Here is a 22,627-nt window from a genome sequence, read left to right on the forward strand (position 1 = left end):
CGTGACAACCGAACGAGCGTGAGGAAGGCGCGGCCGGCGCTGGTCGCCGTGGGCTTCGCGCTTCTCGGCATCCTCGCGATCTGGCTGCAGAACGTCGTCGTCCCGTACAGCACCCCGTTCTGGGGTCTGTTCGACAATCAGCTCGACCTCGACGTCTACCGATCAGGTGCGCAGACAGTGCTCGACGGCGGCAGCCTGTACGACGCCAAACTGCTCGGCCAGATGGACTACACCTACGCGCCGATCTCGATCCTGCTGTTCACCCCGTTCGCGTGGGTGTCGTTCGAGTCGGCGCGCATCATCTGGACCGCGGGTATCTTCCTCGCGCTGTATCTCGTCGTCATGGTGAGCTTCCGGAGTCTCGGCAGAACGCCGACGTGGCAGTTGCGGATCATCGCCTTGTCACTGGTCGCCGTGTCGTTGCTGCTCGAACCCGTGCGCACCACCATCTGGTACGGCCAGATCAACGTGTTCCTCTTGCTCGTCATCGTCGCCGATCTCACCCGGCCCGAGGACAGCCGCCTGCGCGGTATCGGTGTGGGCATCGCGGCGGGTATCAAACTGACCCCACTGATCTTCGTCCTCTACCTCGCCCTGGTACGGCAGTGGCGGACGCTGACCGGTGTCATCGCATCGTTCGTGGCGACACTGGCGATCGGCCTGGTGCTGTTGCCGCGCGAGTCATGGTCGTACTGGACGGGCAAGCTGTTCGACTCGGACCGGGTGGGGGCCCCGCAGACACCCGGCAACCAGTCGATCCGCGGACTCCTCGCCAATCTCCTGCACTCCGACGACCCGAACGGCTTCGCGTGGCTCGCCCTCGCCCTCGCGGCGCTGGCGCTGGGCATGTACGCGGCGACGCTGGCCAGCAGACACGGCCAGGAGCTGCTGGCGATCACCCTCGTCGGACTGACCTCCTGCGCGGTGTCGCCGATGTCGTGGGGCCACCACTGGGTCTGGTTCGTGCCGCTCATGGTGATCGGGGTGCACTGGCTGATGACCCCGAGGATCGGTTGGGTCCGCCACTGCTGGGTCGCCGGTGGACTCGTCGGGCTGATCCTCGTCGCGTTCTCGTGGCGGAGTTATCTGGCCTATCCGATCTGGTTCGTGAACAAGACGGTGCCGGACGCCTACCTGACCGGACTGTTCTTCAAGACCGGGATCGTCGGGCTGCAGTGGTTCACCTATTACCCGTACAACGTGGTGTTCCTGGCGGCGAGCATCGCGACCATCGCGGTGCTGCGACGACGTGAGCGGACGGCGCCCGAGACACTCGATAGGTCCGACCGGCTGCCGTGACCGGCCGTCCACATGGGGAATGCCCATCCACATGGGCAACAACCACCGTGGACGACAGTCCTCCATGTGATTGCCGTCGCGCGGTGACGATGAACAGGCCTGTGGGGGAGCGGTCCGGCTGTCGGAGATCGCCGGTACTCTCGACGCGTGGCTCTGTATCGCACCTATCGTCCGGGTACGTTCGCCGACGTCGTCGGCCAAGAGCATGTCACCGACCCGTTGAGTCGCGCGTTGGACTCCGGTCGGATCAATCACGCCTACCTCTTCTCCGGCCCACGCGGCTGCGGCAAGACGTCGTCGGCGCGCATCCTCGCCCGCTCCCTCAACTGTGTCGAGGGACCCACCTCGACGCCCTGCGGCGTCTGCTCGTCCTGCACGGCGTTGGCACCGGGCGGTGCCGGCAACCTCGACGTCATCGAGCTCGACGCAGCCAGTCACGGTGGCGTCGACGACACCCGCGAACTGCGCGACCGGGCGTTCTATGCGCCCTCGGAGTCCCGCTACCGCGTCTTCATCGTCGACGAGGCGCACATGGTCACCAACGCCGGCTTCAACGCGTTGCTCAAGATCGTGGAGGAGCCGCCGGAACATCTCATCTTCGTGTTCGCGACGACCGAACCCGAGAAGGTGCTGCCGACCATCCGTTCGCGGACGCACCACTATCCGTTCCGGCTGCTGGCTCCGCCGGTGATGCGCGGGCTGCTCGAGAAGATCTGTGCCAGCGAGCACGTCACGGTCGCGCCCGACGTCTATCCACTCGTCATCCGCGCCGGCGGCGGCTCTCCGCGTGACTCGCTCAGCATCCTCGATCAGCTGCTGGCCGGGGCCGGTGAGGAGGGCGTCACCTACGACCGTGCCCTCGCGTTGCTGGGCGTCACCGACATCGCCCTGATCGACGAGGCCATCGACGCGCTCGCCGAGGCCGACGGTTCGCGCCTGTTCGGCACCGTGGAGAGGGTCGTCGACGCCGGACACGACCCCCGGCGATTCGCGGTCGACCTGCTCGAGCGTCTGCGGGATCTCATTCTGCTGCAAGCAGTTCCGGATGCCGCCGATCGAGGACTCGTCGAGGCGCCGGGTGATCAGCTGCAACGGATGCAGGCGCAGATCGAGAAACTCGGTCCCGCATCGCTGACCCGGTTCGCCGAGACCGTCCATGCCGCGCTCGGCGAGATGCGGGGCACGACGTCGCCGCGCCTGCTGCTCGAGGTGATGTGTGCCCGTATGTTGCTGCCGGCGGCCTCGATCGAGGACTCCGCGCTCCTGCAGCGCCTCGAACGCCTCGAGTCCGGTGTCGTGAGGTCGGTGACGTCGACGCGAACAGCCGAAACGACGACCGCCGGTGCGGTCGTCGGCCCACGCCCACCGTCGGCGGAACCCGAGGCGCCGCCCAAGTTCGTGCGGCCGTCGCAGCGCAAGGCTGTCGAGGAGGCCACCCGGGCCGCGGAGTCGACACCCCCATCGCCGGAACCGACCGCGCCGGAACCGACTGCGCCGGAACCGACTGCGCCGGAACCGTCGGCGCCGCAACCGTCGGCGCCGCAACCGACCGCGCCGCAACCGACCGCGCCGCAATCGACCGTGACTGAACCCACCGCGCCGGAACCGACTGCGGTCCAACCGGTTACGCCGCCGCTTCCCGCGGCTGCGTCCGAACCCGAGCCGACGCCTTCGCCGGCGTCGCCGACAGAAACGTCTGTGCCCGAGTCGGACACACCGGCGGCGCCTGAGGAGAAGGCCGCGGCGACTGCACCCCCGGAGCCCGCGGCGCCGAAGAGCGCCCCCGTCGACCGTGCGGGCCGCACACCGACCTCACCGCAGCCACCCGCCCGGGTTTCCGCGCAGCGCGAGCCGGAACCGGTCTCCGCCTACGACGACGACATCCCGCTGCCCGACGGCCCGACCGACGATGCGCCCTACGACGATCCGATTGTCTCGTCGGGGCCTGCGCGGGTCGTCGACGAACCGGAGCCGGAACCGGAGCCTTCAGCGGGTCTGGCGGTGGCCGACGTCGAGGCGCGCTGGCCCGACATCCGTGCGGCGGCCCGCGGGATCACTCCGGTGCTCGAGGTGATGCTGTCCGGCGCGTCGATCCAGGGCGTGGACGGGCAGACCATCGTGTTCGGTCATTCCACCGAGATGCTCGTCAACCGTCTGGGCAAGGAGCACGCGGGGAATCTCCGTGCCGCGGTGAACGATGTGTTCGGTCCGGGATTCGATGTGCGGGTCGTCCATGCCACCGGTCCCGCCGTGCAGACCGCGCCGCAGCGCGGTCCCGCCGACAAGCAGGCGACCCGTCAGCCGCCGAAGCGCCCGTCGTATTCGCGGCCCAGCCGTGGGCGTGATCAGCCGGGGACGGCGGCCGCCCCGCCGCCGGAGCCGCCGTCGGAACCCGAGGAACCCGAGCCGCCGCGATCCGACGAGGAACTGACCGACGCCGAGCGGGATGAGATGGTCGCCGACGCGCAGACCGGCTCACCGGAACGACGACTCGACCCCGATCAGGTCGCGCTGGAACTGCTCAAGGCGGAGCTGGGTGCGCGGCCGCTCGAGTAGGCGTTCGATTCTGTAGTACGAACACGCGGGTAACGCGTGTTCGTACTACGAAATCGGGTAGTCAGAGAGTCAGGCGTCCCACCACGGGCGCAGCGGGAGGTCGTTGCCGCCCTTGTCGTCGAGCTTGGTGGCCAGGACGTGGTGCAGCTGGATGATATCGCGTTCGAACCCGATGCGGCAGCCGGCCATGTAGAGCCCCCACAGCCGGGCAGTGCCCTCACCGACCTCGGTGACCGCCTCGTCCCAGTGCTCCACCAGGTTCCGGTTCCAGTCCCGCAGTGTCATCGCGTAGTGGTCGCGGAAATTCTCCTCGTGGACGACCTCCATGCCGCCGATGTCCTGCAGCTTGGAGATGATCTTGCCCGATCCGGTGAGCTCGCCGTCGGGGAACACGTACCGGTCGATGAACGAGCCCGCACGGCTCTTGCTGGAGTTGTCGGGCCGGGTGATGCAGTGGTTCAACAACATTCCGCCGACCCGCAACCGATCACGGATGAACTTGAAGTAGGCGGGATAGTTGGCGACACCGATGTGCTCGGTGAGGCCGATCGAGGAGACCGCGTCGAAACCGGTCTCGGTGACGTCGCGGTAGTCGCTGTGGCGGACCTCCGCGAACTCCGTCAGCCCCTCGTCGACGATGGCCTTCTGTGCCCACTCCGCCTGCTCCGCCGACAACGTGGCGCCGATGACATGGACGCCGCGTCGGGCCGCGTAGCGGACCATTCCGCCCCAGCCGCAACCGATGTCGAGGAGCCGGTCACCGGGCTTGAGTCGGAGCTTGTCGAAGATCAGCCGATACTTGTTCTCCTGGGCGGTCTCGAGTGAGGCCTCCAGCTCCGGATAGACCGCACACGTGTACGTCATCGACGGCCCGAGAACCCACTCGTAGAAGGTGTTCGAGACGTCGTAGTGATAGTGGATGACCTCGGCGTCCCGAGTCCTGCTGTGCCGCAGCCCCTCCGCGAATCGTCGCCAGCGGGGCAGAGCCTCCTGCGGGGGCGGGGTGATCGGCTTGAAGTGCTCGATGCCGAGCGAGCGCGCGATGTGGGCCAGCGTCAGCGTCGATGGCCGGGTGAAGTTGAGGTCGGCGGCCAGGGCGCGCAGCGCGCCATAGGGATCCGCCGGATGTGCCCCGACGAGCTCGAGGTCGCTGGCGATGTAGGCGCGTGCCAGGCCGAGGTCGCCGGGGGCGGTCACCAGGTAGGTGGTGCCGCGGGGCGTCTTGAGGTCGAGTCCGAACTCGGCGTCGGCCGGGCCGGCCGAGCTGCCGTCGTAGGCGGTGATCCGAATGGTGAGATCGCCGCCCATCAACGATTCGAAGATCTGAGCCAAGGTCATCTTGCCTGCAGGTGGGGTCTCACCGCCGGCATGAAGAGGGCTGTCCTTGAATGTCGTCATTGTCGTTTCACCGCTTTCGCATACAGATCCAGCAGACGGCCCCGCGGGTCGTACCGCTTCTTGAGCAGTCGATAGCTTTCGCCCCCGTAGAGCTCATCGAACTCGTCCGGGGAATAGAAGGATTCCGAATAGAGCGATTTGTGACCGTCGAGCGCGGCCACCTTGCGTTCGATCAGCTTGTTGGTGTGTCCGGGATCGCCGGGGGTGACGGGGACCGCGGACCAGAAGCCGACGTTGACGTAGGTCTTCCGTGGCTCCAGCGGATACAGGGGCCACGGCCGGACGCCGTCGGCACCGTCGAGTGCCGGCTCACGAAGACGCAACGGGCACAACCAGATCGGTTCGATCGGGATGGTGTCGAGGAACCACTGCACGTACTCCGTGGTGTTCTCGAGGGGTACCTCGATGTCCTGCACGACGCGCTCGGACGGAGGTTCGCCCTTGCGCGCGTTCAGTTTGTCGCCGATGTTGTACCGGTGATCGAGCGCGATGAGCTTCCAGTAGAAACTGCTGCGCAGGTACTTCTTCGGCCAGAGACGTCGGATGCCTGGATTCTGTGCGCCGAACGCACGTGAGCACCAGAACCAGTCGGTGTCCCAGCGCCACAGGTAGTCGTGGATCGTCATGCGATCGCGGGTGATCCCGGAGGCGTGCTGGATCGACCGGTAGTAGATGTCCATCCCCGTGTAGTCGCTGACGCCGGTTCCCCCGTCGATCCGGCGGCCCCGGCCGGGCTCGTCGGTCTGGCGACCGAGGGTCAGATAGGACTCGTCGGCGGTGAACACCACGCCGTCGAGATAGTCGACGCGTTCACCGTCGTACTCGCCGTCGGCGACGATCGTCTCCATCGTCTCCTGCAGATCGGCAATCCGGTCAAAGCGGACGTGGCGCAAGGCAACATACGGTTCGACGGACTCCAGTTCGATCGTGAGCCGCACCGAGTAGCCGAGGGTCCCGTACGAATTGGGGAAACCGAAGAACAGCTCGGCGTTCTCGTTCGTCGGTGTCGCGGTGATGATCTCGCCGTCGCCGGTGAGGATGTCGATCTCGAGCACGGACTCGTGCGGCAGGCCGTTGCGGAACGACGTGCTCTCGATGCCGAGCCCGGTCACCGCGCCACCGAGCGTGATGGTCTTCAACTGCGGCACGACCTTCGGCGCGAGGCCGTACGGCAGAGTCGCGGCGACCAGGTTCTCGTAGGTGCACATCCCGGCGACATCGGCGGTCTTCGCGTCCCGGTCCACCGAAATCACCCGGTCGAGGCCTGACACGTCGAGACCGGGATGCGGGTTGTCGGCGCGCTTGCGAAAGAGATTGGAGGTCTTCTTCGCCAGACGCACCGTTGCACCGGGCGGAATGGCCCGGTAGCTGGAAAGGAGCGTCGCGACACCCTCGTCGAACGCCTGCGCCCCCATCTCCAACCGCTCCGAGCTCACTTGGATAGCCTAGGACGAGAGTTTGCCCCCCGCCAATCAGTTCAAAGGAGTACCCACCGTGGGTCAGGTTTCCGCAACGCAGTCCGTCGACATCGCCGCAGCACCGGACGTCGTGGTGGCGGCGTTGGCCGACTACAACGAGGTGCGTCCGGCGATCCTGCCGTCGCAATACCGCGACTACGCCGTGATCAGCGGCGGCAACGGCGATGGCACCGTCGTGCACTGGATCCTGCAGGCGACCGAGAAGCGTCAGCGCGACGTCAAGGCGACGGTCTCGGTTGTCCCGGACACGGTCACCGAGAAGGACGAGAACTCGTCGATGGTGACGAGCTATGTCGTCGCGAAGGCGGGCTCGGGCAGCCGCGTCACCACCACGACCACCTGGACCGGTGCCGGTGGCATCGGCGGGTTCTTCGAGAAGACCTTCGCGCCGAAGGGACTCAACCGCATCCAGGCCGAGCTGCTCGGCAATCTCAAGAAGCGTCTGGAGAGCTGAGCCGCCGACGACGTCGCGGACCCTTCCCGCCACTGCCCGCGCGGGACGGGGTCGACGCCACGCGGGTCATCCTGCGGTCAGGCCCCGAGCGCACGGTCGGGGAGTGTCTTCTGGCGACGCCCTCGTTGGCCGGTCTCGACTCGGAGGACCTGATCACCCGCGCTGACCGCGGTGAGATCGTCGACGGCGACGGCCGGTCCGTCGAACTGGGTGCGCCGGCCCGCCTGAACACCTCGGTGTATCTGTACCGCGATCTCCCCGACGAACCCGAAATCCCCTTCGACCTGCCGATACTCCACCTCGACGATCACATCGTCGTCGTCGACAAGCCGCATTTCCTTGCCACGATGCCGCGCGGTCGACACGTCACCCAGACCGCGCTCGTCCGACTGCGCCGCCAACTCGGCACCGACCTCGTGTCCCCGGCGCACCGTCTCGACCGGCTGACCGCCGGCGTGCTGCTGTTCACCCTGCGTCCCGAGGTCCGGTCGCGCTATCAGGATCTCTTCGCCGAACGTCGTGCGACCAAGGAGTACCGCGCACTCGCACCGGTCCGCGACGACCTCATGGTCACCCGGACGGTCGCGGATCGGATCGAGAAGACCGCGGGGGATCTGCGCGCACGCGTCGTCGAGGGTGAGGTGAACGCGATCAGCGACATCACCCTCATCGACGGCGTCGCGCCGGGCGGGGGTCTCGGGATCTATGAACTGCGCCCGTTCACCGGGCGCACCCATCAGCTGCGCATGCACATGGCTCACCTCGGCGTCGGCATCGTCGGCGACCCGCTGTACCCGAACATCCGGCCAGACTTGGCCGAACTGCCGGATCAGGGCGACTTCTCGCAGCCGCTGCGGCTCATCGCGCACTCGCTGACCTTCGACGACCCGCTGACCGGGGAACGTCGGCACTTCGAGAGCACCCGGTCGGTCGCCGACGATCTGACCCCACCGAATCCGCCCGGTCTACCCTGAGCCCATGGCCATCCAGACGACCTACGAACGCCATCTCGACCTGGGGTGTGAGGCCGTGGTGTTCATCGACGACGAGTCACTGGCATGTTTCCAGATCCAACGTGACCTGGTCGGCGGCCCACGCGCCGACGAGTACTGCGTGACCACCGGCGCCAGCGCTCCGATCTACGGCGCCATCACCGGGTGGCGCCGCATCGACGATCGGTTCGAATTCGCGCTGACCAGGCGCGCAGGCCGACTCTTCGGCGACGACGTGATCTCGTTCGTCGTCACACCGGGTGACGGGGTCACCGTCGACGAGCTCGCCGAGCATGTCGACAGGTTGCTGCGCTGAGACGGCTATACAGTTGACGATGTGACTCAACCTTTCGATCCCAGCTCACTGTTCGGCGGCGGTGAGGGCGGCGACAACCCGATGGCGGGTCTGCTGGCCCAGGCGCAGCAGATGCAGGAGCAACTGCTCGCCGCGCAGAACGAGATCGCCGAGGCGGAGGTGACGGGCTCCGCGGGCAACGGCCTGGTGACGGTGACCGGCAACGGCACCGGCGAGGTCACCGCGGTCACCATCGACCCCAAGGTCGTCGACGCCGACTACGTGGAGACTTTGCAGGACCTCGTCCTCGGCGCGCTCGCCGACCTGTCCACGAAGCGTGAGGCGCTGGCACAGGAGAAAATGGGCCCGCTCGCCGGTGGTCTCGGCGGCGGCCTGCCCGGTCTCGGTTAGCCGGCCGACATGTACGAGGGGCCCATCCAGGATCTGATCGACGAGCTCGCCAAGCAGCCGGGACTCGGCCCGAAGGGTGCCCAGCGGATCGCCTTTCACCTGCTCGGCGTCGAGAACAGCGAGATCGACCGGCTGATCGCGGCCCTCGGTCGTGTGCGCGACGACGTCACATTCTGCGCAGAATGCGGCAATGTCTCGGCGAACCGGCTGTGCCGGATCTGTTCGGATGCGCGACGCGACGCCACGAAGATCTGCGTCGTCGAGGAACCCAAGGACGTCCACGCCATCGAACGGACCAAGGAGTTCGACGGCCGCTACCACGTCCTCGGCGGGGCCCTCGACCCGCTGTCCGGGATCGGGCCGGACCAACTGCGCATCCGCGAGCTCCTGCGTCGGCTGGCCAATCAGGAGGACGGCGTCGACGTGACCGAGGTGATCGTCGCGACCGATCCCAACACCGAGGGCGAGGCGACGGCGACCTATCTGCTGCGCATGCTCAAGGACTTCCCAGGGCTGTCGGTCACCCGACTCGCATCCGGGCTGCCGATGGGTGGCGATCTCGAGTTCGCCGACGAACTGACACTCGGGCGGGCGCTGTCGGGCAGGCGCGTGCTCGCCGGCTAGGCACGGGACACCGGGTTGCTCCCCAGCCCGACCGCCCTGACGCGCCGGATCGGCACGACCCCTGCTACAGATAGACGCGTGAACAGTCGGGACACCACCCTGCTCGGTCGGCTCGCCGTGCTGACGACGGTCCTCACCGCCGCAGTCGGCCTGATGTCGGTGATCCCGGCCTCCGCGGCACCCGCGCCGGCACAGACGCTGTCATGGGGTCCGTGCCCGAAGATCCATGGCGCCGGGCCAGAGGTCCGCTGCGCCACCGTGCGGGTTCCCCGGGACCATGCGAGGCCGTCCGGCCCGACGATCCAGATCATGATCAGCCGGATTCCCGCCCGCGACCCGGGCCGTCGGCGCGGGGTGCTCATCGGCAACCCGGGTGGTCCCGGCGGCGACGCGATTAGCATGTTCTCGGCGCTGAAGGTCCCGCGCGAGGTCCGCGACGAATGGGATCTGATCGCCGTTCAGCCGCGTGGCCTGCTCTCGTCCACTCCGGCGCGGTGCACGCCCGCCGACGACGCCGACGCCATCAGCGCGATCGTGTCGTTCGGTGGACTGAATCGTCAACGCTGTGACAGTGCTGATCCCGGATATGTGCGGACGATCACGACCGAGAACACAGCCCGCGACATCGACGTCGTGCGGCGGGCGCTCGGTGAGGAGAAGGTCAGTCTGTACGGCATCTCCTACGGCACGTTGCTGATGTCGACGTACGCGACGTTGTATCCGGGACACACCGATCGACTCGTCCTCGATTCGGGTGTCGACCCGTCCTGGGTGTGGAACACGGTGCTGGCTGCGCAGACGTCGTCGTACAAACGCCGGACCCACGAAATGATGGCGTGGATCGCTCAGCGCGACAACATCTATCATCTCGGTCGCACGCCGCTTGCCGTCTATCGTGCCTGGAGCTCGAAGGTCGAGAGGGAGTCGGGTGTGCCCCCGTCGCTGGCTGCGCCACCCGCGCGCGTCGGCGACGTCCCGCCCGGCCTGCGAGCTGTTGCCGCGCAGTACATCGCCGGGGTCGATCTCACCGCGGACGCCCGGGCCAAGTTCGAGAACGTCATCGCGACGATGCTCGTGCCCGGTGGACTGCAGGCGAAGTCGTCGTTGCTCGGGGTCACCCGGCTCGCCGCTCCCGACCGCAATCTGTGGCCATTGGTCGCGCTGCGCACTGCCGGCCGTGCGACGGCGCCGTCGACGCCCAACCCGCAGGTCATCAAGCTCCTGACGACCATGCAGGAGATGCAGAACCTGATCATGTGCAACGAGAATCAGGTGCCCGCGCAGCCTGCGACGATTCCGGCAGCCTTCTTCGCGAACTACGTCGTCGGCGATGTGTACGACGCTCCCGGGCTGATCTATCAGTCCGGGATGGCATGTGCGGGTGCGCCGGCGATCACCCGGCCCGTCGCGCTCGCCAATCGCGGACTCGCCGCGCCCCCTTTGCAGATCCAGAGTCTCGGTGATCCGCAGACGCCGTACCGGGGATCGTTCGCGATGCAGCGTCTGATGCGCAGCCATCTCATCACCGTCGGCGGTGGTGATCACGCGCAACTCGGGCGTCGCAATCCGGCGCTGGATCGGGCGATCACGGGCTACCTCCGGACCGGACGGACCTCGATCCGATCGGTTCCGGAGCCGGCGATCTCCGCGTCCCTGACCAAGGCGCCGCACACCGGGATCGGCGCGTCGGGATGATCGAAGCGGCGCTCGACCGTCATCTCGACGACCTTGCCGCCGAGATGGATTCGGGCATCGTGGCGATCGACGGGCCGTCGGGTGCGGGCAAGTCGACCGTCGCGGACGCCCTCGTGGAGCGCCTACGACGACGCGGCGTCGGTGTGCAGCTGATCCGAACCGATGACTTCGCCACCTGGGACAACCCGGTCGCGTGGTGGCCGGAGCTGGAAACCGATGTGCTGCAGGCCTTCATCCGACGGCACGACTACCGCTACCGGCCCCGGGTGTGGCACGACGGTGTGCCGACCACGGGTCCGCTCGTCTGGCTCCGGTGGGAACCGCTGCTGATCATCGAGGGCGTGTCGTCGGCGCGACGGCGCATCGCGCAACGGCTCACCTGGTCGCTGTGGCTCGACGGCGGGCCGGCACCCGAGCGCCTGGCACGCACCGTCGCCCGCGACGGCGAGGAGTCACGGCCGATGCTCCAGCGGTGGCAGCAGTTCGAGCGCGGCTGGTTCGCCGTCGACCGCACCCGGGAACGGTGCCGGGTGTTGGACTGACAGACGCACCGAGGTTGCTGCTCAGCCGTTCTCGGTGGGTGTCTCCGGTGCGCTACGCCCACCGGCCGTGTACAGAATTTTCCGCCGACTGTGCCCTGGATTCCGGCGATCGTGTCCGGGTGGGGCGTCAATCCCTTCGCGAACGGTCGAACCGGAACCGCGGGCACTCTGCGGGTCCGCAGACTGCACAGTCGGAGCCGGACCGGTAGTGGAGGTGGGCGTCGCGGGGATGTCCGCATCGGCACCGCGAGTCCGGTGTGCGGCCGAGCCATCGTGCGAACACAGTCGTCATCAGCCGGCCCGCTCCTCTCCGATCGGCCACACCTGCGTGACCCACCGCAGCCTACCCGTCATCGTTCACGGTCGCGGTGGCGTTCGGCAACTCAGGCCCGCGTGCGTTGCGGCCGCGATCAGCACGTCCTCGAGCATGGTCGGAGTGAGTCGTCCGGTGAACGTATTGTGTTGGCTCACGTGATAACTCCCGAAGATCGACAGGTCCTGGTCGTCGCGTCGGATCACGGTGTGCGCCCCGTGGCCGAAGCGTGGACGTGGCCGGTCCACCGTCCACCCGAGGTCGGCGAATGCCCGGAGTCCGGCCTGCCAGCCGAAGGCTCCCAGGACGACCACTGATCGCACGGTCGGCAGCAGCAGTTCGAGTTCGGCGTCGAGCCAGTGGGTGCACCGGTCCCGTTCCTCGACGGTGGGCTTGTTCTGTGGAGGCGCGCAGTGCACGGGTGCCGTCATCCGGATGCCGAGGAGTTCCATGCCGTCGTCGAGCGATGTCGCGCGCGGTTGGTTGGCCAAGCCGACGTCGTAGAGTGCGCGGAACAGGACGTCGCCGCTCTGGTCGCCGGTGAACATCCGGCCGGTGCGGTTACCGCCGTGGGCGGCGGGCGCGAGTCCGAGGATCAGCACCCGCGCGTCGGTGGGCCCGAACCCCGGAACCGGACGGCCCCAGTAGGTCTGATCCGTGAACGCGGCCCGCTTCTCGCGGGCGACCTGCTCGCGCCATCGGACGAGACGCGGGCATGCCCGACAGTCGATGAGGTCGGCGTCGAGCGCGGCAATGCTGCGGTACGCCATACGTCGACGATACGACGGCGGGCACGATCGGCGAGATTCTGGACACGATCGGCGAAGAACAGGGCACGATCGGCGGGATTGTGGACACGATCGGCGAGAAGTCGGGCCCGGTCGGCTGGGTGGAGGCGAGAGTGGGTCAGCCGCGGCGGCCGGCGGCCAGGCGCTCGGTGCGGAGTCGGTCGACCTCGGGGAGGTCGAGGGGCGCCAACGAATCGGTGCCGACGGCGCGGGCGAGGAGATGGTCGGCGAGCTCGGGATTGCGTGCCAGAGCCGGGCCGTGCATGTAGGTGCCGAGAACAGATCCCTGGACGACACCCTCGGTGCCGTCGCCCACCCCGTTGCCGACGCCGTGCCTCACGTGTGCCAGCGGACGCGCGTCCGAGCCGAGAGTTGTTCCACCGCGGTGGTTCTCGAATCCGCTGAGCGGTGCGGTCAGGGCGTCGAGCGCGGGCTCGGTGACGAGTTCGCCGATGCTGCGGTCGGTTTGCGGTGCGGTCGTCAGATCGAAGAGCGAGATCCCGTCCACGCGTTCACCCGCCGACGTCTCGTACCAGTGGCCGAGCACTTGGATGGCGGCGCAGATGGCGAGCACCGGGCGCCCGGATGCCGCTGCACGCTGCAGACCCGGGTAGCGCGTGAGATGCCGGGTCGCCAGTCGCTGGGCGTAGTCCTCGGCACCGCCGAGGGTGTATACGTCGAGCGAGTCGGGCACCTCGTCGTCGAGGGTGATCTGCACGATCTCGGCGTCGATGCCGCGCATCAATGCACGCTGACGGAGGACGAGCGCGTTGCCGCCGTCGCCGTAGGTGCCCATGACGTCGGGCAGGACCAGTCCGATCCGCAGGGTCGATTCGCTCACTTCCCTGCACCCCGTAGATCGGATCCGCGGGCGCGTTCGGCACGCTCCAGCGCGGTGCCGAGATCGCGGAACGCGGTGTAGTTGGCCAGCACCTCGACCCGGCCGGGCGGACACGAGGCGATCGCCTTCATCGGGTCGGGGATGGTCGTGTGCTCTGCTCCCGCGTAGAGCAGACGCACCGAGAGGTCGGCCGCGCGTTCGCCTGCGGCCACCACCTGCATCGTCTCGAAGGCCTCGAATCGCACGTCCCACAACCAGGAGAGGTCCTCACCGTCGGGGACCTGACCGTTGACGGCGATGACGAGTCCGTCGGCGTCCTGATCGATCATCGACAGGGCCTCCTGCCAGCCGGCGGGATTCTTGGCGAGCAGTGTGCGGACGGAATGGTTGCCGACCTGATGGATGCCGTACCGCCCCGCGACCTCGCCGACGGTGCCGACGGCGGCGACGGCCTTCGCCGGGTCGGCGCCCATCGCGACGGCCGCCGCGACTGCCTGGGTCGCGTTGCCGCGATTCGCGCGTCCCGGCACCGACAGCGTCATCGGCGCGACGAAATCATCTGGGCCGTAGATGTTCTCGTCGTCGAACCACCACGCCGGGGTCGGACGGCGGAAGTTCTCGTCGCCGCTCGACTGCCAGTCGGTTCCGGAGCGCACGATCGGTTCGCCGGTGCGGGGGCAGCTCACCGAGTCGCCGACCCATCCCGCGCCGGCGGCCACCCAGATCACCTGCGGCGCGTCGAAGGCGGCCGAGGTGACCAGCACGTCGTCGCAGTTCGCGACGACCGTCATCGACGGATGCCGTCCGATGCCCTCGCGGAGGCGCCGTTCGATCATGTTGATCTCGCCGACGCGGTCGAGCTGGTCGCGTGAGAGATTCAGCATCACAAGGACTTCGGGGTCGACGGCGTCGCTGACATGTGGCACGTGGAGCTCATCGACCTCGAGTGCACAGATGGGCGCGGGACGATGCAGGGTGAGCGTCGCGATGATGCCCGCGTCCATGTTCGCGCCGTCGGCCTGCGTGGCCACCTCGCCCAGTTCGGACAGCGCCGCGGCGGTCATCCGGGTCGTCGTCGACTTCCCGTTGGTGCCGGTCACGAGTGCGCTGCGTTTGCCGGCGGCGAGTCGTCCCATGATGTTCGGATCGATCTTCGCCGCGACGAGCCCACCGATCATCGAACCCTTGCCGCGACCTGCGGTCCGCGACGCCCACCGGGCCGCGGATGCGGCCGCCAGTGCGACGGTGGTGCGCATCGGAGTTCTCACGCGGTCGGGCATGGCAACGAGTCTGACACAGGCGGTCGGGGGTGGCGCGACCGTGCGCCGCGGGTACGCTCGCGGGCGTGAGTCAGGCCACAGCGACGTCGCCGTCGATCCCTGCCCGTGTCCGGCGCGTCCTCATGCGCGGTGCCGGACACCTCCCGCCCGCCCTGCTGCGCCTCGGCGCACAGTTCGGTCGCGTCAACGCCGACGGGGAGCGGCTGTCGCCGGAGATGGCGCTGACCGGGTGGATCGCCGCGCACCTTCGCGCCTTCGAGCTCGCCGGTAAGCCGGTCGATCGCGCCCGTGCTGATCTCACCGAGAACGCCGCCACCCTGACCGAGAAGCTGCCGCCGATGGCTGTCGAGGAGGATCTCGAGATCGACGGGCCGGGCGGGTCGATCCCGGCTACCCGTTACCGCGCCCAGGTCGATTCGGTCGGGCTCGTCGTCTTCTTCCACGGCGGCGGCTTCGTCCAGGGGGATCGGGTCAGCCACGACAACCTCGTCCGCAGGCTGGCGCTGTCCACCGGGGCCGACATCCTCTCGGTCGACTACCGGCTCGCGCCCGAGCATCCCTTCCCCGCCGCGGTCGACGACGCACTCGCCGCGTGGCGGTTCGCCGTCGCCACGGCGCCGGGCTGGGGCGTGCGCACCGACCGCATCGCGGTGGCCGGCGACAGCGCGGGCGGAAACCTGAGTGCGGTCGTCGCGCAGCAGGTGCGCGACGACGAGGTCGCGCCCTGCTTGCAGATGCTGATCTATCCCGTCACCGATGTGACGGGCAAGCGCGACTCCCGTCGCGAGTTCGCCGACGGGTTGTATCTGACCGACGCGCACATGGACTGGTTCATCGATCACTACGTCCCCGACGTCGAACAGCGTGCGGATCCCTGGGTGTCACCGCTGCTGGCCGACGACCTGTCCGGCCTCGCGCCCGCCTACGTGATCGTGGCTGGATTCGATCCGCTCCGCGACGAGGGGATCGCCTACGCCGACCGGCTGAAGCAGGCGGGAGTCCCGGTGACGCTCGACCGGGCGGGCAGCCTCATCCATGCCTTCGCCAACACGACACTGATCAGCCCTGACGCTCGAGCGGCCGTCGACCGCATCGGCGCCGCTCTCGCGTTCGCGATGCGCTGAGACGTCCGCGAGATCTGCGTCGACGGGCGAGCGCCGAGGCCGCGATCGTGGCGCGGCCAGCACTCCGGCGGCGCATCCTGCGATCACCGTCGCGGCGCCCAGGGTCTCGAGCGTGCTCGGGGCCTCGCCGAGCAGGAGCCAGGCCGCGGTGATCCCGACGACGGGGACCAACAGCGACAGCGGTGCGACCCGACTCGCCTCGTAGCGCGACATCAGCATGATCCACAGGCCGGAGCCGACGACGGTCCCGAGGACCACGGTGTACGCCAGCCCAGCGAGCGCCACTAGTCCGCTGCGTGAGTCGAGGGTGGTCAGCGAGTCGAAACCCGTTGTCGGACCGTCGAACACGAGGCTCATCAGGAAGAACGGGATCGGCGGCACCACCGACATCCACAGGGTCATGCGCAGCGGGTCCGACAGTCGCCCGTCGTCGGCGGGACCCGCGGGCACGCCCTTCACGGCCAGACGCGAACCGATGTTGCCGAACGCCCAGCCCAGTCCACCGAGAACCGTCAGGATCATCGGCACGATCGCGGCCACCCCGAGCGCATTGTGGGTGGCGCGGTCGACGCCGATGACGACCATCCCGGCGACGGCGACCGCGATCCCGATGACCTGCAGCATGCTCATCCGTTCCCGCAGGAACAGGACGCCGAGCAGCACCGTGAACGGCGCAGAGGTCTGCAGAACCAGCGAGGCCAGGCCGGTCGGCATGCCCAGGTCCATTGCGAGGAACAGGAACGAGAACTGGATGACGCCGAACCCGACCGCGTAGAGCAGGAACCACCGGATGCGGACCTTCGGGAAGCGCACGAGGAGGATCACCGGGATCGCCATCACGGTGAAACGGAGCGCGGCGCAGAAGAACGGCGGGAAGTGGTCGAGGCTGAGGCGGATGGCGATGAAGTTCAGTCCCCACAGCACGACCACGCCGATCCCGAGGAGTCGATCGCGATTGCTCATGAGCATCATCGTCGGTGCCGGATCGATGCAGCACAATCGAAATAAATTGCATCGACAAGGAAGCAATGCTTCACAAACTCCGCCACCGCCGCCCGCGGCGGGAACGCTGCCGCCGCCCGCGGCCACCCATCGTCAGCGCCAGCCGAGGGCCGGGGCCACGTGAGTGAGGATCGATTCGATGACGTGGGCGTTGTAGTCGACGCCCAGCTGGTTCGGGACCGTCAGCAACAGGGTGTCGGCGGCCTCGATCGCCTCGTCCTCGCGGAGTGCGTCGATGAGCTTGTCCGGTTCGTCGGCATAGCTGCGTCCGAAGCGTGCGACCGTGTTGTCGATGACGCCGACCTGATCCTGTTCGTCGCCGCCGCGCCCGAAGTAGGCCCGATCGAGGTCGTCGACGATGGCGAAGATGCTGCGGCTCACCGAGACCCGAGGTTCGCGCGTGTGGCCGGACTCGTCCCAGGCGTCGCGGAACCGCTGGATCTGCTCCGCTTGCAACTTGTGGAACGGTATCCCGGTGTCTTCGGTGAGCAGGGTCGAACTCATCAAGTTCATCCCTTGCTGCGCAGTCCATTCCGCGGTTGCGCGGGAACCGGCACCCCACCAGATGCGATCGCGGAGTCCGGGGGACTGGGGCTCGATCGGCAAGAGGCCGGGTGGATTCGGGAACATCGGCCGCGGATTCGGTTGGGCGAAACCGCCTCCCTCGATGACGCGAAGGAACACGTCGGCGTGCTGCCGCGCCATCTCGGCGTCGCTCGAATCCTCCGGCGGCACATAGCCGAAGTACTTGTAGCCCTCGATGACCTGTTCGGGCGATCCCCGGCTGATCCCGAGCTGCAGACGGCCGCCCGAGATGAGGTCGGCGGCGCCGGCGTCCTCCGCCATGTACAGCGGGTTCTCGTAACGCATGTCGATGACGCCGGTGCCGATCTCGATGCGATCGGTCTTCGCGCCGACGGCGGACAACAGCGGGAACGGTGAGGCGAGTTGCCGGGCGAAATGGTGGATGCGGAAGTAGGCGCCGTCGGCACCGAGCTCCTCCGCGGCGACGGAGAGGTCGATGGACTGCAGCAGTGCGTCGGCGCCGGAGCGGACTTGCGAGCCATGCGCATCGGACCAATGGCCGAATGAGAGAAAGCCGATCTTCTTCATGATCTGGTAAATGATACTGCGGTCCGTTTAATTCCCACTGTCTGTGTGGATGGTGAAGCAGGGCTGAACGGTAGCGCTCGGCGTCTACGATTCTGCTTCATGGATGTGAAGCGCCTCCGCCTGTTGCGGGAGTTCGCCGACCGGGGCTCGGTCGGGACGGTCGCCGACGCCATGCACATGACGCCGTCGGCGGTCTCTCAGCAGCTCAAGGTGCTCGCAAAGGAGGCGGGCGTGGAGCTGCTGGAGCAGGACGGGCGGCGGATACGCCTCACCGATGCCGGCCGTGCGCTGGTCCTGCGCGCCGACGACGTGATCGCGGCCGTCGAACGTGCGCAGGAGGAGATGGAGGGCTACCGGTCCGGCCGGACGACCGTACGGCTGGCCATGTTCCCGTCAGGTGCCGCCCTGCTGCTCCCGGGCGTGCTCGACCGGACCGACGGGTCCGGGATCGATGTTCACGCGTCCGAACTCGACGTCGGCTACCCGGACGCGGCTCCGGCGCTGGCCGACCACGACATCGTCGTCACCCACCGGGACGAGCGGACCGCGCCGGTGCGGCTACCCCGCGTGGAGGTCACGGAGCTGATGCGGGAGCCCGTCGACGTCGTCGTCGCGGTCGATTCCGCCTTCGCGGCGCGGGACGAGGTAGAGGTCGGCGAGCTCGCCGACTGCGACTGGATCAGCGTCGAGGGCGGCTTCCCGGTCGACGACGTGCTTCTGTCGATCTCGGCGGTGACCGGGGTCGCGCCCCGCGTCACGCAGCGCATGCTGGACTTCGCGACGATCGAGTCGATCGTCGCCGCCGACCATGGCATCGCACTCATCCCGCGGTTCGCGGTCCGACACCCGGGAGTGAAGCCGTTGACCCTCAAGGGAGTTCGCGCGGCCCGCGTCTACGAGGCGCTGAATCGGCCGGCCCCGCGCAAGGCGGTGGCCGCGGTCGTCGGAGATCTGATGGTGTCGGCGGAACGCGCGCTCGGCCGATGACGCCGGTCGCGAGTCGTGGCGGTGGCTCAGTCCTCGGAGTCGCGGAGGGTCTGGGCGATGAAGACCCGGAACGCCCACTCCAGCGTGTCACGCGACCGGTGGGTGCCGTTCTCGTAGCCGACGAGCAGGTACATCGCCGCCGTCGCATAGCGCTCGGCGAGGGCGCGGTCGCCCAGGACCTCGAGGTAGGTGTCCGCGATGAACTGCCGACGCTCCTCGTCGGCCTCGATCTGCACGGCCCGCACGTCCGGATCGTGCCCGGCCCACACGCGGATGGCGGCCTCGGAGTCGTGCGGGAGGGCGAGCGCGATATCGGTCAGGACGTCGAGCCGCGCCACCGGATCGGTCACGTTGCCCGCCTGCGCGATCGGCCGGTCGCTCTGCTCGGTGCGCCAGTATCGGATGAGGGCGGACGTGTAGTCGCCCCAGCTGGGAAACGCGTGATAGAACGAGCCTGTCGTCGCACCGACGGCCTCACACACGGCCGCGAGTTTGAGGCCGGCATGGCCTTGGTCGGCGAGGACCTGGAGGCCGGCGTCCAGATAGCGCACCTTCGCCGTGTGCGAGGCGCCCGACCGTCGCTTCTCCGTAGAAGTCACCCTTCCAGTTTAGGTGTGACCTCTTGCACAAGACCATAAGTCGACTTATGCTGTCGACACACTCGACGAGGAGGGTGCTCAGCCCATGCAGAATCCCGTGAAGACGAGCTCCACCGCCGGACTCGATCCGGAGAACCAGTGGATGGACATCTATCGCAATCTGTCCACTCGCGAGTTCCCCTGGGACATCAACCAGGCACTCAGCTTCGCGTTGTTCCGCACGTATGCCGTCCCGAGCATCGGGCGCCTGCTCGACGAGACCGGCGCGTTCACCGAGGCCACGCAGAAGCGCTACGACGACACGGCGATCCTGCTGGAGGCCCCTCTGATCGAGGGATTCGACAGTCCGCAGGGTAAGGCGGCCATCCGGCGGATCAACCAGATGCACAAGATGTACGACATCCCGAACGACGATTTCCGCTACGTGTTGTCGACGTTCGTCGTCGTGCCTGTGCGCTGGCTCGCCGACTACGGGTGGCGCCCGCTCACCGCCGACGAGAAGCTGGCGATGGTGCGCTACTACCAGGCGCTCGGTCGCCACATGGCGATCAAGGACATCCCCGCGACCTACGACGAATTCGCGACGCTGATGGACGATTACGAGGCCGAGCACTTCGCCTTCGATCCGGGATCGCGTCGTGTGGCCGACGCGACGATGGATCTGCTCGCCTCGTTCTATCCGGGTTTCGCCAAGCGCGGCGTCGACATCTTCAGCCGTTCGCTGATGGACGAACCGCTGATCGCGGCCTTCGGGTACGACGATCCGGGCGCCGCCGCGCGCACCGTGTCCGCGGCTGCACTGAAACTCCGCGCCCGACTCCTGGCGCTGCTACCGTCACGTCGGAAGCCGGCACTAGTGCAGAACATGCCCCGAATCCGTTCGTATCCCAACGGTTTCGACATCGAATCGATGGGGACGTTCGCGGGTGGGTGTCCGGTCCACCAGGGCACACCGACGCAGCAGGAGTCGGCGCAGGCGGGCTGATCAGACCCGCGTCCGGAGGCCGACCAGACGCGCCGACACGGCGACCCGGGATGGCGATCAGTACGCCATGAAGAGGATCTCGTCGCGGCTGTAGTCGTGGCCCGGGTGGTTCTCCTTGAGGTGGTCGCGCACCTTCACCACCAGCTCGTCCTCGTCGACACCCTTGATGGCCTCACCACATGGGCAGGTCAGCCGCGTCTTCATCCGGTTCATGCGATTCCCCTCGTTCGCCGGTCGTGCACTCAACGCACCCGTTCGTCGGGCGTGAGATTACCCGCGGTGAGGGGGAGAGGTGAAGGGATCGGACCCTTCGAGACGCTTCGCCCCTCAGTGTCTGAGGCCGCCGGTGGGCGGCCGTGGATCAGGGGGCGGGAGACGCGTCGACGTAGCGATTTGTCAGCGGAAGGTGAGGATGGGGGCGGTCTCGGGCGCGGGGTCGTCGGACACGCGCACACGCGGCGGGTGCGCCTCCGAGCGGGCGATCATGCCGATGAGTGCGCCGATTCCGACGGTCATCATGGTGAGTACTCCGAGCAGGGCAAAGACGTAGGTCAACTGTAGTGTGTTCATGTCATTGCATTGTCCCCACGGAGGCGCCTCATGGCACGTGAGCAGCGGGTATTCGTAGGGAGACTCATAGTCGACGCGAGGATGTGACGTGGCGGTCCCCACGGTGAGCGATCGGTCGCGGGTCACATCCCGGGCGCTGGTCACCGCGCTCCGGGCCGTCGTCGTCGGCATCATCGTCATGGCCGTCCCCGCCGTCGTGGACATTACTGCACGAGCCGCGACGACCACCGACGCACCCGGCACCGCCACCGGGATCTCCCAACTCGGCACGTGGGGTGGTCTCGATCGCGTGTTACGGATCTCGTATCTGACCACCGACCCTCGCGGGGCAGTTGTTCCGGCGAGCGGGATCGTACGGCTACCCGACGGGCCGCGGCCCGCCGATGGCTGGCGCATCATCTCCTGGGGGCACGGCACCTCCGGGCTCGGGCCCGAGTGCGGCCTGACCGACTCGACGGACCTGAGCCGAGGGACGGCGCCGGCGGTCGAGGCCCTCAACAGGGCAGGTTATGCCGTCGTCTCGACCGATTACCTCGGACTCGGTCCGGACTCGTCGCGAGTGCATCCGTACCTGCATTCACGGTCGGAGGCGACCGCGGTGATCGACATCGTGCGAGCAGCCCGTGCCGTCGTCGGCGGGTTGTCGCGGACCTGGGCGGTGGGCGGGACGTCGCAGGGCGGCCACGCGGCACTGGCCGCGGGCCACTACGCCCGCCGGTATGCGCCCGAACTGGACTTCCGCGGGACCGTGGCACTTGCTCCCGCGTCGAACTTCGAGAACGTCATACCGTTGATGCGGCCCGGGATCGTCGCACTCCCGAAGGCGATGTCGGGTCCGTTCGCCGCCATCCTCGCAGGGATGGCCGACAACCAGCGCGAGGTCGACGTCCGCTCGTACCTGTCCGACTTCGGCAAGCGGGTCGTCGACGAGGTGGGCCGGTCATGCGGGCCGCAGTGGGAGTCGATCCTCGCCGGCGCGCGGCCCGACAAACTGCTGTCGAAGTCGCTCGGGGACAACGATTTCCGACAGGCGATCGCCTCCTACATGAAGGTTCCGGTCACCGGGCAGGCAGGGCCGGTCCTCATCGTCCACGGTCTGCGTGACGTGACCGTCCCGATCCCGATGACCTACGCCCTGCTGTCCGAGTTGCGCAAGGCCGGAACGGGTTACGACTTCGAGACGGTCAACGCCGATCACACAGATCTGCGGGCCAAGGGTGGCATGGACGACGCGATCCGGTTCCTGGAACGGGTCATCCCGGCACGATGATGCGCGGACGT

The 22,627-nt window shown here is 67.9% G+C and carries 22 protein-coding genes and 1 pseudogene; 13 read left to right on the forward strand and 10 right to left on the reverse strand.

Annotated features, from left to right (window positions below; all coding sequences use genetic code 11):
- Positions 1–18 precede the first annotated feature (18 nt).
- Together QSJ19_RS15685 and QSJ19_RS15690 are read left to right on the forward strand one after the other, a co-directional pair.
- Positions 19–1,299, forward strand: a complete 1,281-nt coding sequence (locus QSJ19_RS15685) for a glycosyltransferase 87 family protein (protein WP_286321725.1) — start codon at positions 19–21, stop codon at positions 1,297–1,299.
- 147 nt (positions 1,300–1,446) lie between these two features.
- Positions 1,447–3,855 carry a DNA polymerase III subunit gamma and tau gene (locus QSJ19_RS15690; protein ID WP_286321728.1) on the forward strand — a complete coding sequence of 803 codons (2,409 nt, stop codon included), beginning with the start codon at positions 1,447–1,449 and terminating at the stop codon, positions 3,853–3,855.
- Positions 3,856–3,924: 69 nt separating this feature from the next.
- Here the strand turns inward: QSJ19_RS15690 and QSJ19_RS15695 are convergent, their stop codons facing one another.
- Together QSJ19_RS15695 and QSJ19_RS15700 are read right to left on the reverse strand one after the other, a co-directional pair.
- The gene (locus tag QSJ19_RS15695; protein ID WP_286321730.1) at positions 3,925–5,253 is read right to left on the reverse strand and encodes a class I SAM-dependent methyltransferase; all 1,329 of its coding nucleotides are present in this window, start codon (positions 5,251–5,253) and stop codon (positions 3,925–3,927) included.
- On the reverse strand, positions 5,250–6,668 hold the full coding sequence (locus QSJ19_RS15700; RefSeq protein WP_286321803.1) for an FAD-binding oxidoreductase: 1,419 nt from the start codon (positions 6,666–6,668) through the stop codon (positions 5,250–5,252). The genes QSJ19_RS15695 and QSJ19_RS15700 overlap by 4 nt, the downstream gene beginning before the upstream one ends.
- Before the next feature lie 79 nt (positions 6,669–6,747).
- Here QSJ19_RS15700 and QSJ19_RS15705 point away from each other — a divergent pair, with 79 nt between their 5' ends.
- The 7 genes from QSJ19_RS15705 (at position 6,748) to QSJ19_RS15735 (ending at position 11,744) form a co-directional block, all read left to right on the forward strand.
- Positions 6,748–7,185 (forward strand): SRPBCC family protein, encoded by a 438-nt coding sequence (locus QSJ19_RS15705; protein WP_286321732.1) that lies wholly within the window; start codon positions 6,748–6,750, stop codon positions 7,183–7,185.
- A gap of 32 nt (positions 7,186–7,217) precedes the next feature.
- Positions 7,218–8,159 carry a pseudouridine synthase gene (locus tag QSJ19_RS15710; RefSeq protein WP_286321805.1) on the forward strand — a complete coding sequence of 314 codons (942 nt, stop codon included), beginning with the start codon at positions 7,218–7,220 and terminating at the stop codon, positions 8,157–8,159.
- A gap of 4 nt (positions 8,160–8,163) precedes the next feature.
- On the forward strand, positions 8,164–8,493 hold the full coding sequence (locus QSJ19_RS15715) for a hypothetical protein (RefSeq protein ID WP_286321733.1): 330 nt from the start codon (positions 8,164–8,166) through the stop codon (positions 8,491–8,493).
- 21 nt (positions 8,494–8,514) lie between these two features.
- On the forward strand, positions 8,515–8,883 hold the full coding sequence (locus QSJ19_RS15720) for a YbaB/EbfC family nucleoid-associated protein (RefSeq protein ID WP_286321734.1): 369 nt from the start codon (positions 8,515–8,517) through the stop codon (positions 8,881–8,883).
- Positions 8,884–8,892: 9 nt separating this feature from the next.
- Positions 8,893–9,507, forward strand: coding sequence for a recombination mediator RecR (recR, locus tag QSJ19_RS15725; protein ID WP_187588163.1), 615 nt, complete (start codon positions 8,893–8,895; stop codon positions 9,505–9,507).
- 153 nt (positions 9,508–9,660) lie between these two features.
- Positions 9,661–11,202 (forward strand): alpha/beta fold hydrolase, encoded by a 1,542-nt coding sequence (locus tag QSJ19_RS15730; protein WP_286321806.1) that lies wholly within the window; start codon positions 9,661–9,663, stop codon positions 11,200–11,202.
- The gene (locus QSJ19_RS15735) at positions 11,199–11,744 is read left to right on the forward strand and encodes a uridine kinase family protein (protein ID WP_286321735.1); all 546 of its coding nucleotides are present in this window, start codon (positions 11,199–11,201) and stop codon (positions 11,742–11,744) included. Before QSJ19_RS15730 ends, QSJ19_RS15735 begins: the two co-directional genes overlap by 4 nt.
- A 357-nt stretch (positions 11,745–12,101) precedes the next feature.
- Here QSJ19_RS15735 and QSJ19_RS15740 read toward each other — a convergent pair whose 3' ends face one another.
- The 3 genes from QSJ19_RS15740 to QSJ19_RS15750 all read right to left on the reverse strand — a co-directional run bounded on the left by QSJ19_RS15740 (position 12,102) and on the right by QSJ19_RS15750 (position 14,966).
- Positions 12,102–12,827 (reverse strand): uracil-DNA glycosylase, encoded by a 726-nt coding sequence (locus QSJ19_RS15740; RefSeq protein ID WP_286321736.1) that lies wholly within the window; start codon positions 12,825–12,827, stop codon positions 12,102–12,104.
- A 136-nt stretch (positions 12,828–12,963) separates the two neighbouring features.
- A complete protein-coding gene (locus tag QSJ19_RS15745) occupies positions 12,964–13,686 on the reverse strand; it encodes a type 1 glutamine amidotransferase (RefSeq protein WP_286321737.1) in 723 nt (240 codons plus the stop codon).
- Positions 13,683–14,966, reverse strand: coding sequence for a MurT ligase domain-containing protein (locus QSJ19_RS15750; RefSeq protein WP_286321738.1), 1,284 nt, complete (start codon positions 14,964–14,966; stop codon positions 13,683–13,685). The genes QSJ19_RS15745 and QSJ19_RS15750 overlap by 4 nt, the downstream gene beginning before the upstream one ends.
- Positions 14,967–15,031: 65 nt before the next feature.
- Between QSJ19_RS15750 and QSJ19_RS15755 the strand changes: the two genes are divergently transcribed.
- A complete protein-coding gene (locus QSJ19_RS15755) occupies positions 15,032–16,090 on the forward strand; it encodes an alpha/beta hydrolase (RefSeq protein ID WP_286321739.1) in 1,059 nt (352 codons plus the stop codon).
- A 33-nt stretch (positions 16,091–16,123) separates the two neighbouring features.
- Here the strand turns inward: QSJ19_RS15755 and QSJ19_RS15760 are convergent.
- Positions 16,124–17,053, reverse strand: a pseudogene (locus QSJ19_RS15760) (EamA family transporter); the annotation flags it as partial.
- Positions 17,054–17,185: 132 nt separating this feature from the next.
- The gene (locus tag QSJ19_RS15765) at positions 17,186–18,205 is read right to left on the reverse strand and encodes an LLM class flavin-dependent oxidoreductase (protein ID WP_286321740.1); all 1,020 of its coding nucleotides are present in this window, start codon (positions 18,203–18,205) and stop codon (positions 17,186–17,188) included.
- 99 nt (positions 18,206–18,304) lie between these two features.
- Here QSJ19_RS15765 and QSJ19_RS15770 point away from each other — a divergent pair, with 99 nt between their 5' ends.
- On the forward strand, positions 18,305–19,192 hold the full coding sequence (locus QSJ19_RS15770) for a LysR family transcriptional regulator (RefSeq protein WP_286321742.1): 888 nt from the start codon (positions 18,305–18,307) through the stop codon (positions 19,190–19,192).
- 26 nt (positions 19,193–19,218) lie between these two features.
- Here QSJ19_RS15770 and QSJ19_RS15775 read toward each other — a convergent pair whose 3' ends face one another.
- Complete coding sequence (locus QSJ19_RS15775) at positions 19,219–19,791, reverse strand: TetR/AcrR family transcriptional regulator (RefSeq protein WP_286321744.1); 573 nt, start codon at positions 19,789–19,791, stop codon at positions 19,219–19,221.
- An 85-nt stretch (positions 19,792–19,876) separates the two neighbouring features.
- Between QSJ19_RS15775 and QSJ19_RS15780 the strand changes: the two genes are divergently transcribed.
- Positions 19,877–20,776 (forward strand): oxygenase MpaB family protein, encoded by a 900-nt coding sequence (locus QSJ19_RS15780; protein ID WP_286321746.1) that lies wholly within the window; start codon positions 19,877–19,879, stop codon positions 20,774–20,776.
- A gap of 57 nt (positions 20,777–20,833) precedes the next feature.
- Here QSJ19_RS15780 and QSJ19_RS15785 read toward each other — a convergent pair whose 3' ends face one another.
- Positions 20,834–20,980, reverse strand: a complete 147-nt coding sequence (locus QSJ19_RS15785) for a DUF1059 domain-containing protein (RefSeq protein WP_286321808.1) — start codon at positions 20,978–20,980, stop codon at positions 20,834–20,836.
- A gap of 192 nt (positions 20,981–21,172) precedes the next feature.
- Positions 21,173–21,346 (reverse strand): hypothetical protein, encoded by a 174-nt coding sequence (locus QSJ19_RS15790; protein ID WP_286321747.1) that lies wholly within the window; start codon positions 21,344–21,346, stop codon positions 21,173–21,175.
- 88 nt (positions 21,347–21,434) lie between these two features.
- Between QSJ19_RS15790 and QSJ19_RS15795 the strand changes: the two genes are divergently transcribed.
- Positions 21,435–22,616, forward strand: a complete 1,182-nt coding sequence (locus QSJ19_RS15795) for a lipase family protein (RefSeq protein WP_286321748.1) — start codon at positions 21,435–21,437, stop codon at positions 22,614–22,616.
- Positions 22,617–22,627 lie beyond the last annotated feature (11 nt).

It is taken from the genome of Gordonia sp. ABSL11-1 (assembly GCF_030315685.1).
Taxonomy (GTDB): domain Bacteria; phylum Actinomycetota; class Actinomycetes; order Mycobacteriales; family Mycobacteriaceae; genus Gordonia.

Coding starts and splice junctions, on each gene's coding strand:
- QSJ19_RS15695 (WP_286321730.1), bottom strand. CDS start 5,253: ATGACGACATTCAAGGACAGCCCTCTTCATGCCGGCGGTGAGACCCCA.
- QSJ19_RS15700 (WP_286321803.1), bottom strand. CDS start 6,668: ATGGGGGCGCAGGCGTTCGACGAGGGTGTCGCGACGCTCCTTTCCAGC.
- QSJ19_RS15715 (WP_286321733.1), top strand. CDS start 8,164: ATGGCCATCCAGACGACCTACGAACGCCATCTCGACCTGGGGTGTGAG.
- recR (WP_187588163.1), top strand. CDS start 8,893: ATGTACGAGGGGCCCATCCAGGATCTGATCGACGAGCTCGCCAAGCAG.
- QSJ19_RS15730 (WP_286321806.1), top strand. CDS start 9,661: ATGTCGGTGATCCCGGCCTCCGCGGCACCCGCGCCGGCACAGACGCTG.
- QSJ19_RS15735 (WP_286321735.1), top strand. CDS start 11,199: ATGATCGAAGCGGCGCTCGACCGTCATCTCGACGACCTTGCCGCCGAG.
- QSJ19_RS15740 (WP_286321736.1), bottom strand. CDS start 12,827: ATGGCGTACCGCAGCATTGCCGCGCTCGACGCCGACCTCATCGACTGT.
- QSJ19_RS15750 (WP_286321738.1), bottom strand. CDS start 14,966: ATGCCCGACCGCGTGAGAACTCCGATGCGCACCACCGTCGCACTGGCG.
- QSJ19_RS15765 (WP_286321740.1), bottom strand. CDS start 18,205: ATGAAGAAGATCGGCTTTCTCTCATTCGGCCATTGGTCCGATGCGCAT.
- QSJ19_RS15770 (WP_286321742.1), top strand. CDS start 18,305: ATGGATGTGAAGCGCCTCCGCCTGTTGCGGGAGTTCGCCGACCGGGGC.
- QSJ19_RS15780 (WP_286321746.1), top strand. CDS start 19,877: ATGCAGAATCCCGTGAAGACGAGCTCCACCGCCGGACTCGATCCGGAG.
- QSJ19_RS15785 (WP_286321808.1), bottom strand. CDS start 20,980: ATGAAGACGCGGCTGACCTGCCCATGTGGTGAGGCCATCAAGGGTGTC.
- QSJ19_RS15790 (WP_286321747.1), bottom strand. CDS start 21,346: ATGAACACACTACAGTTGACCTACGTCTTTGCCCTGCTCGGAGTACTC.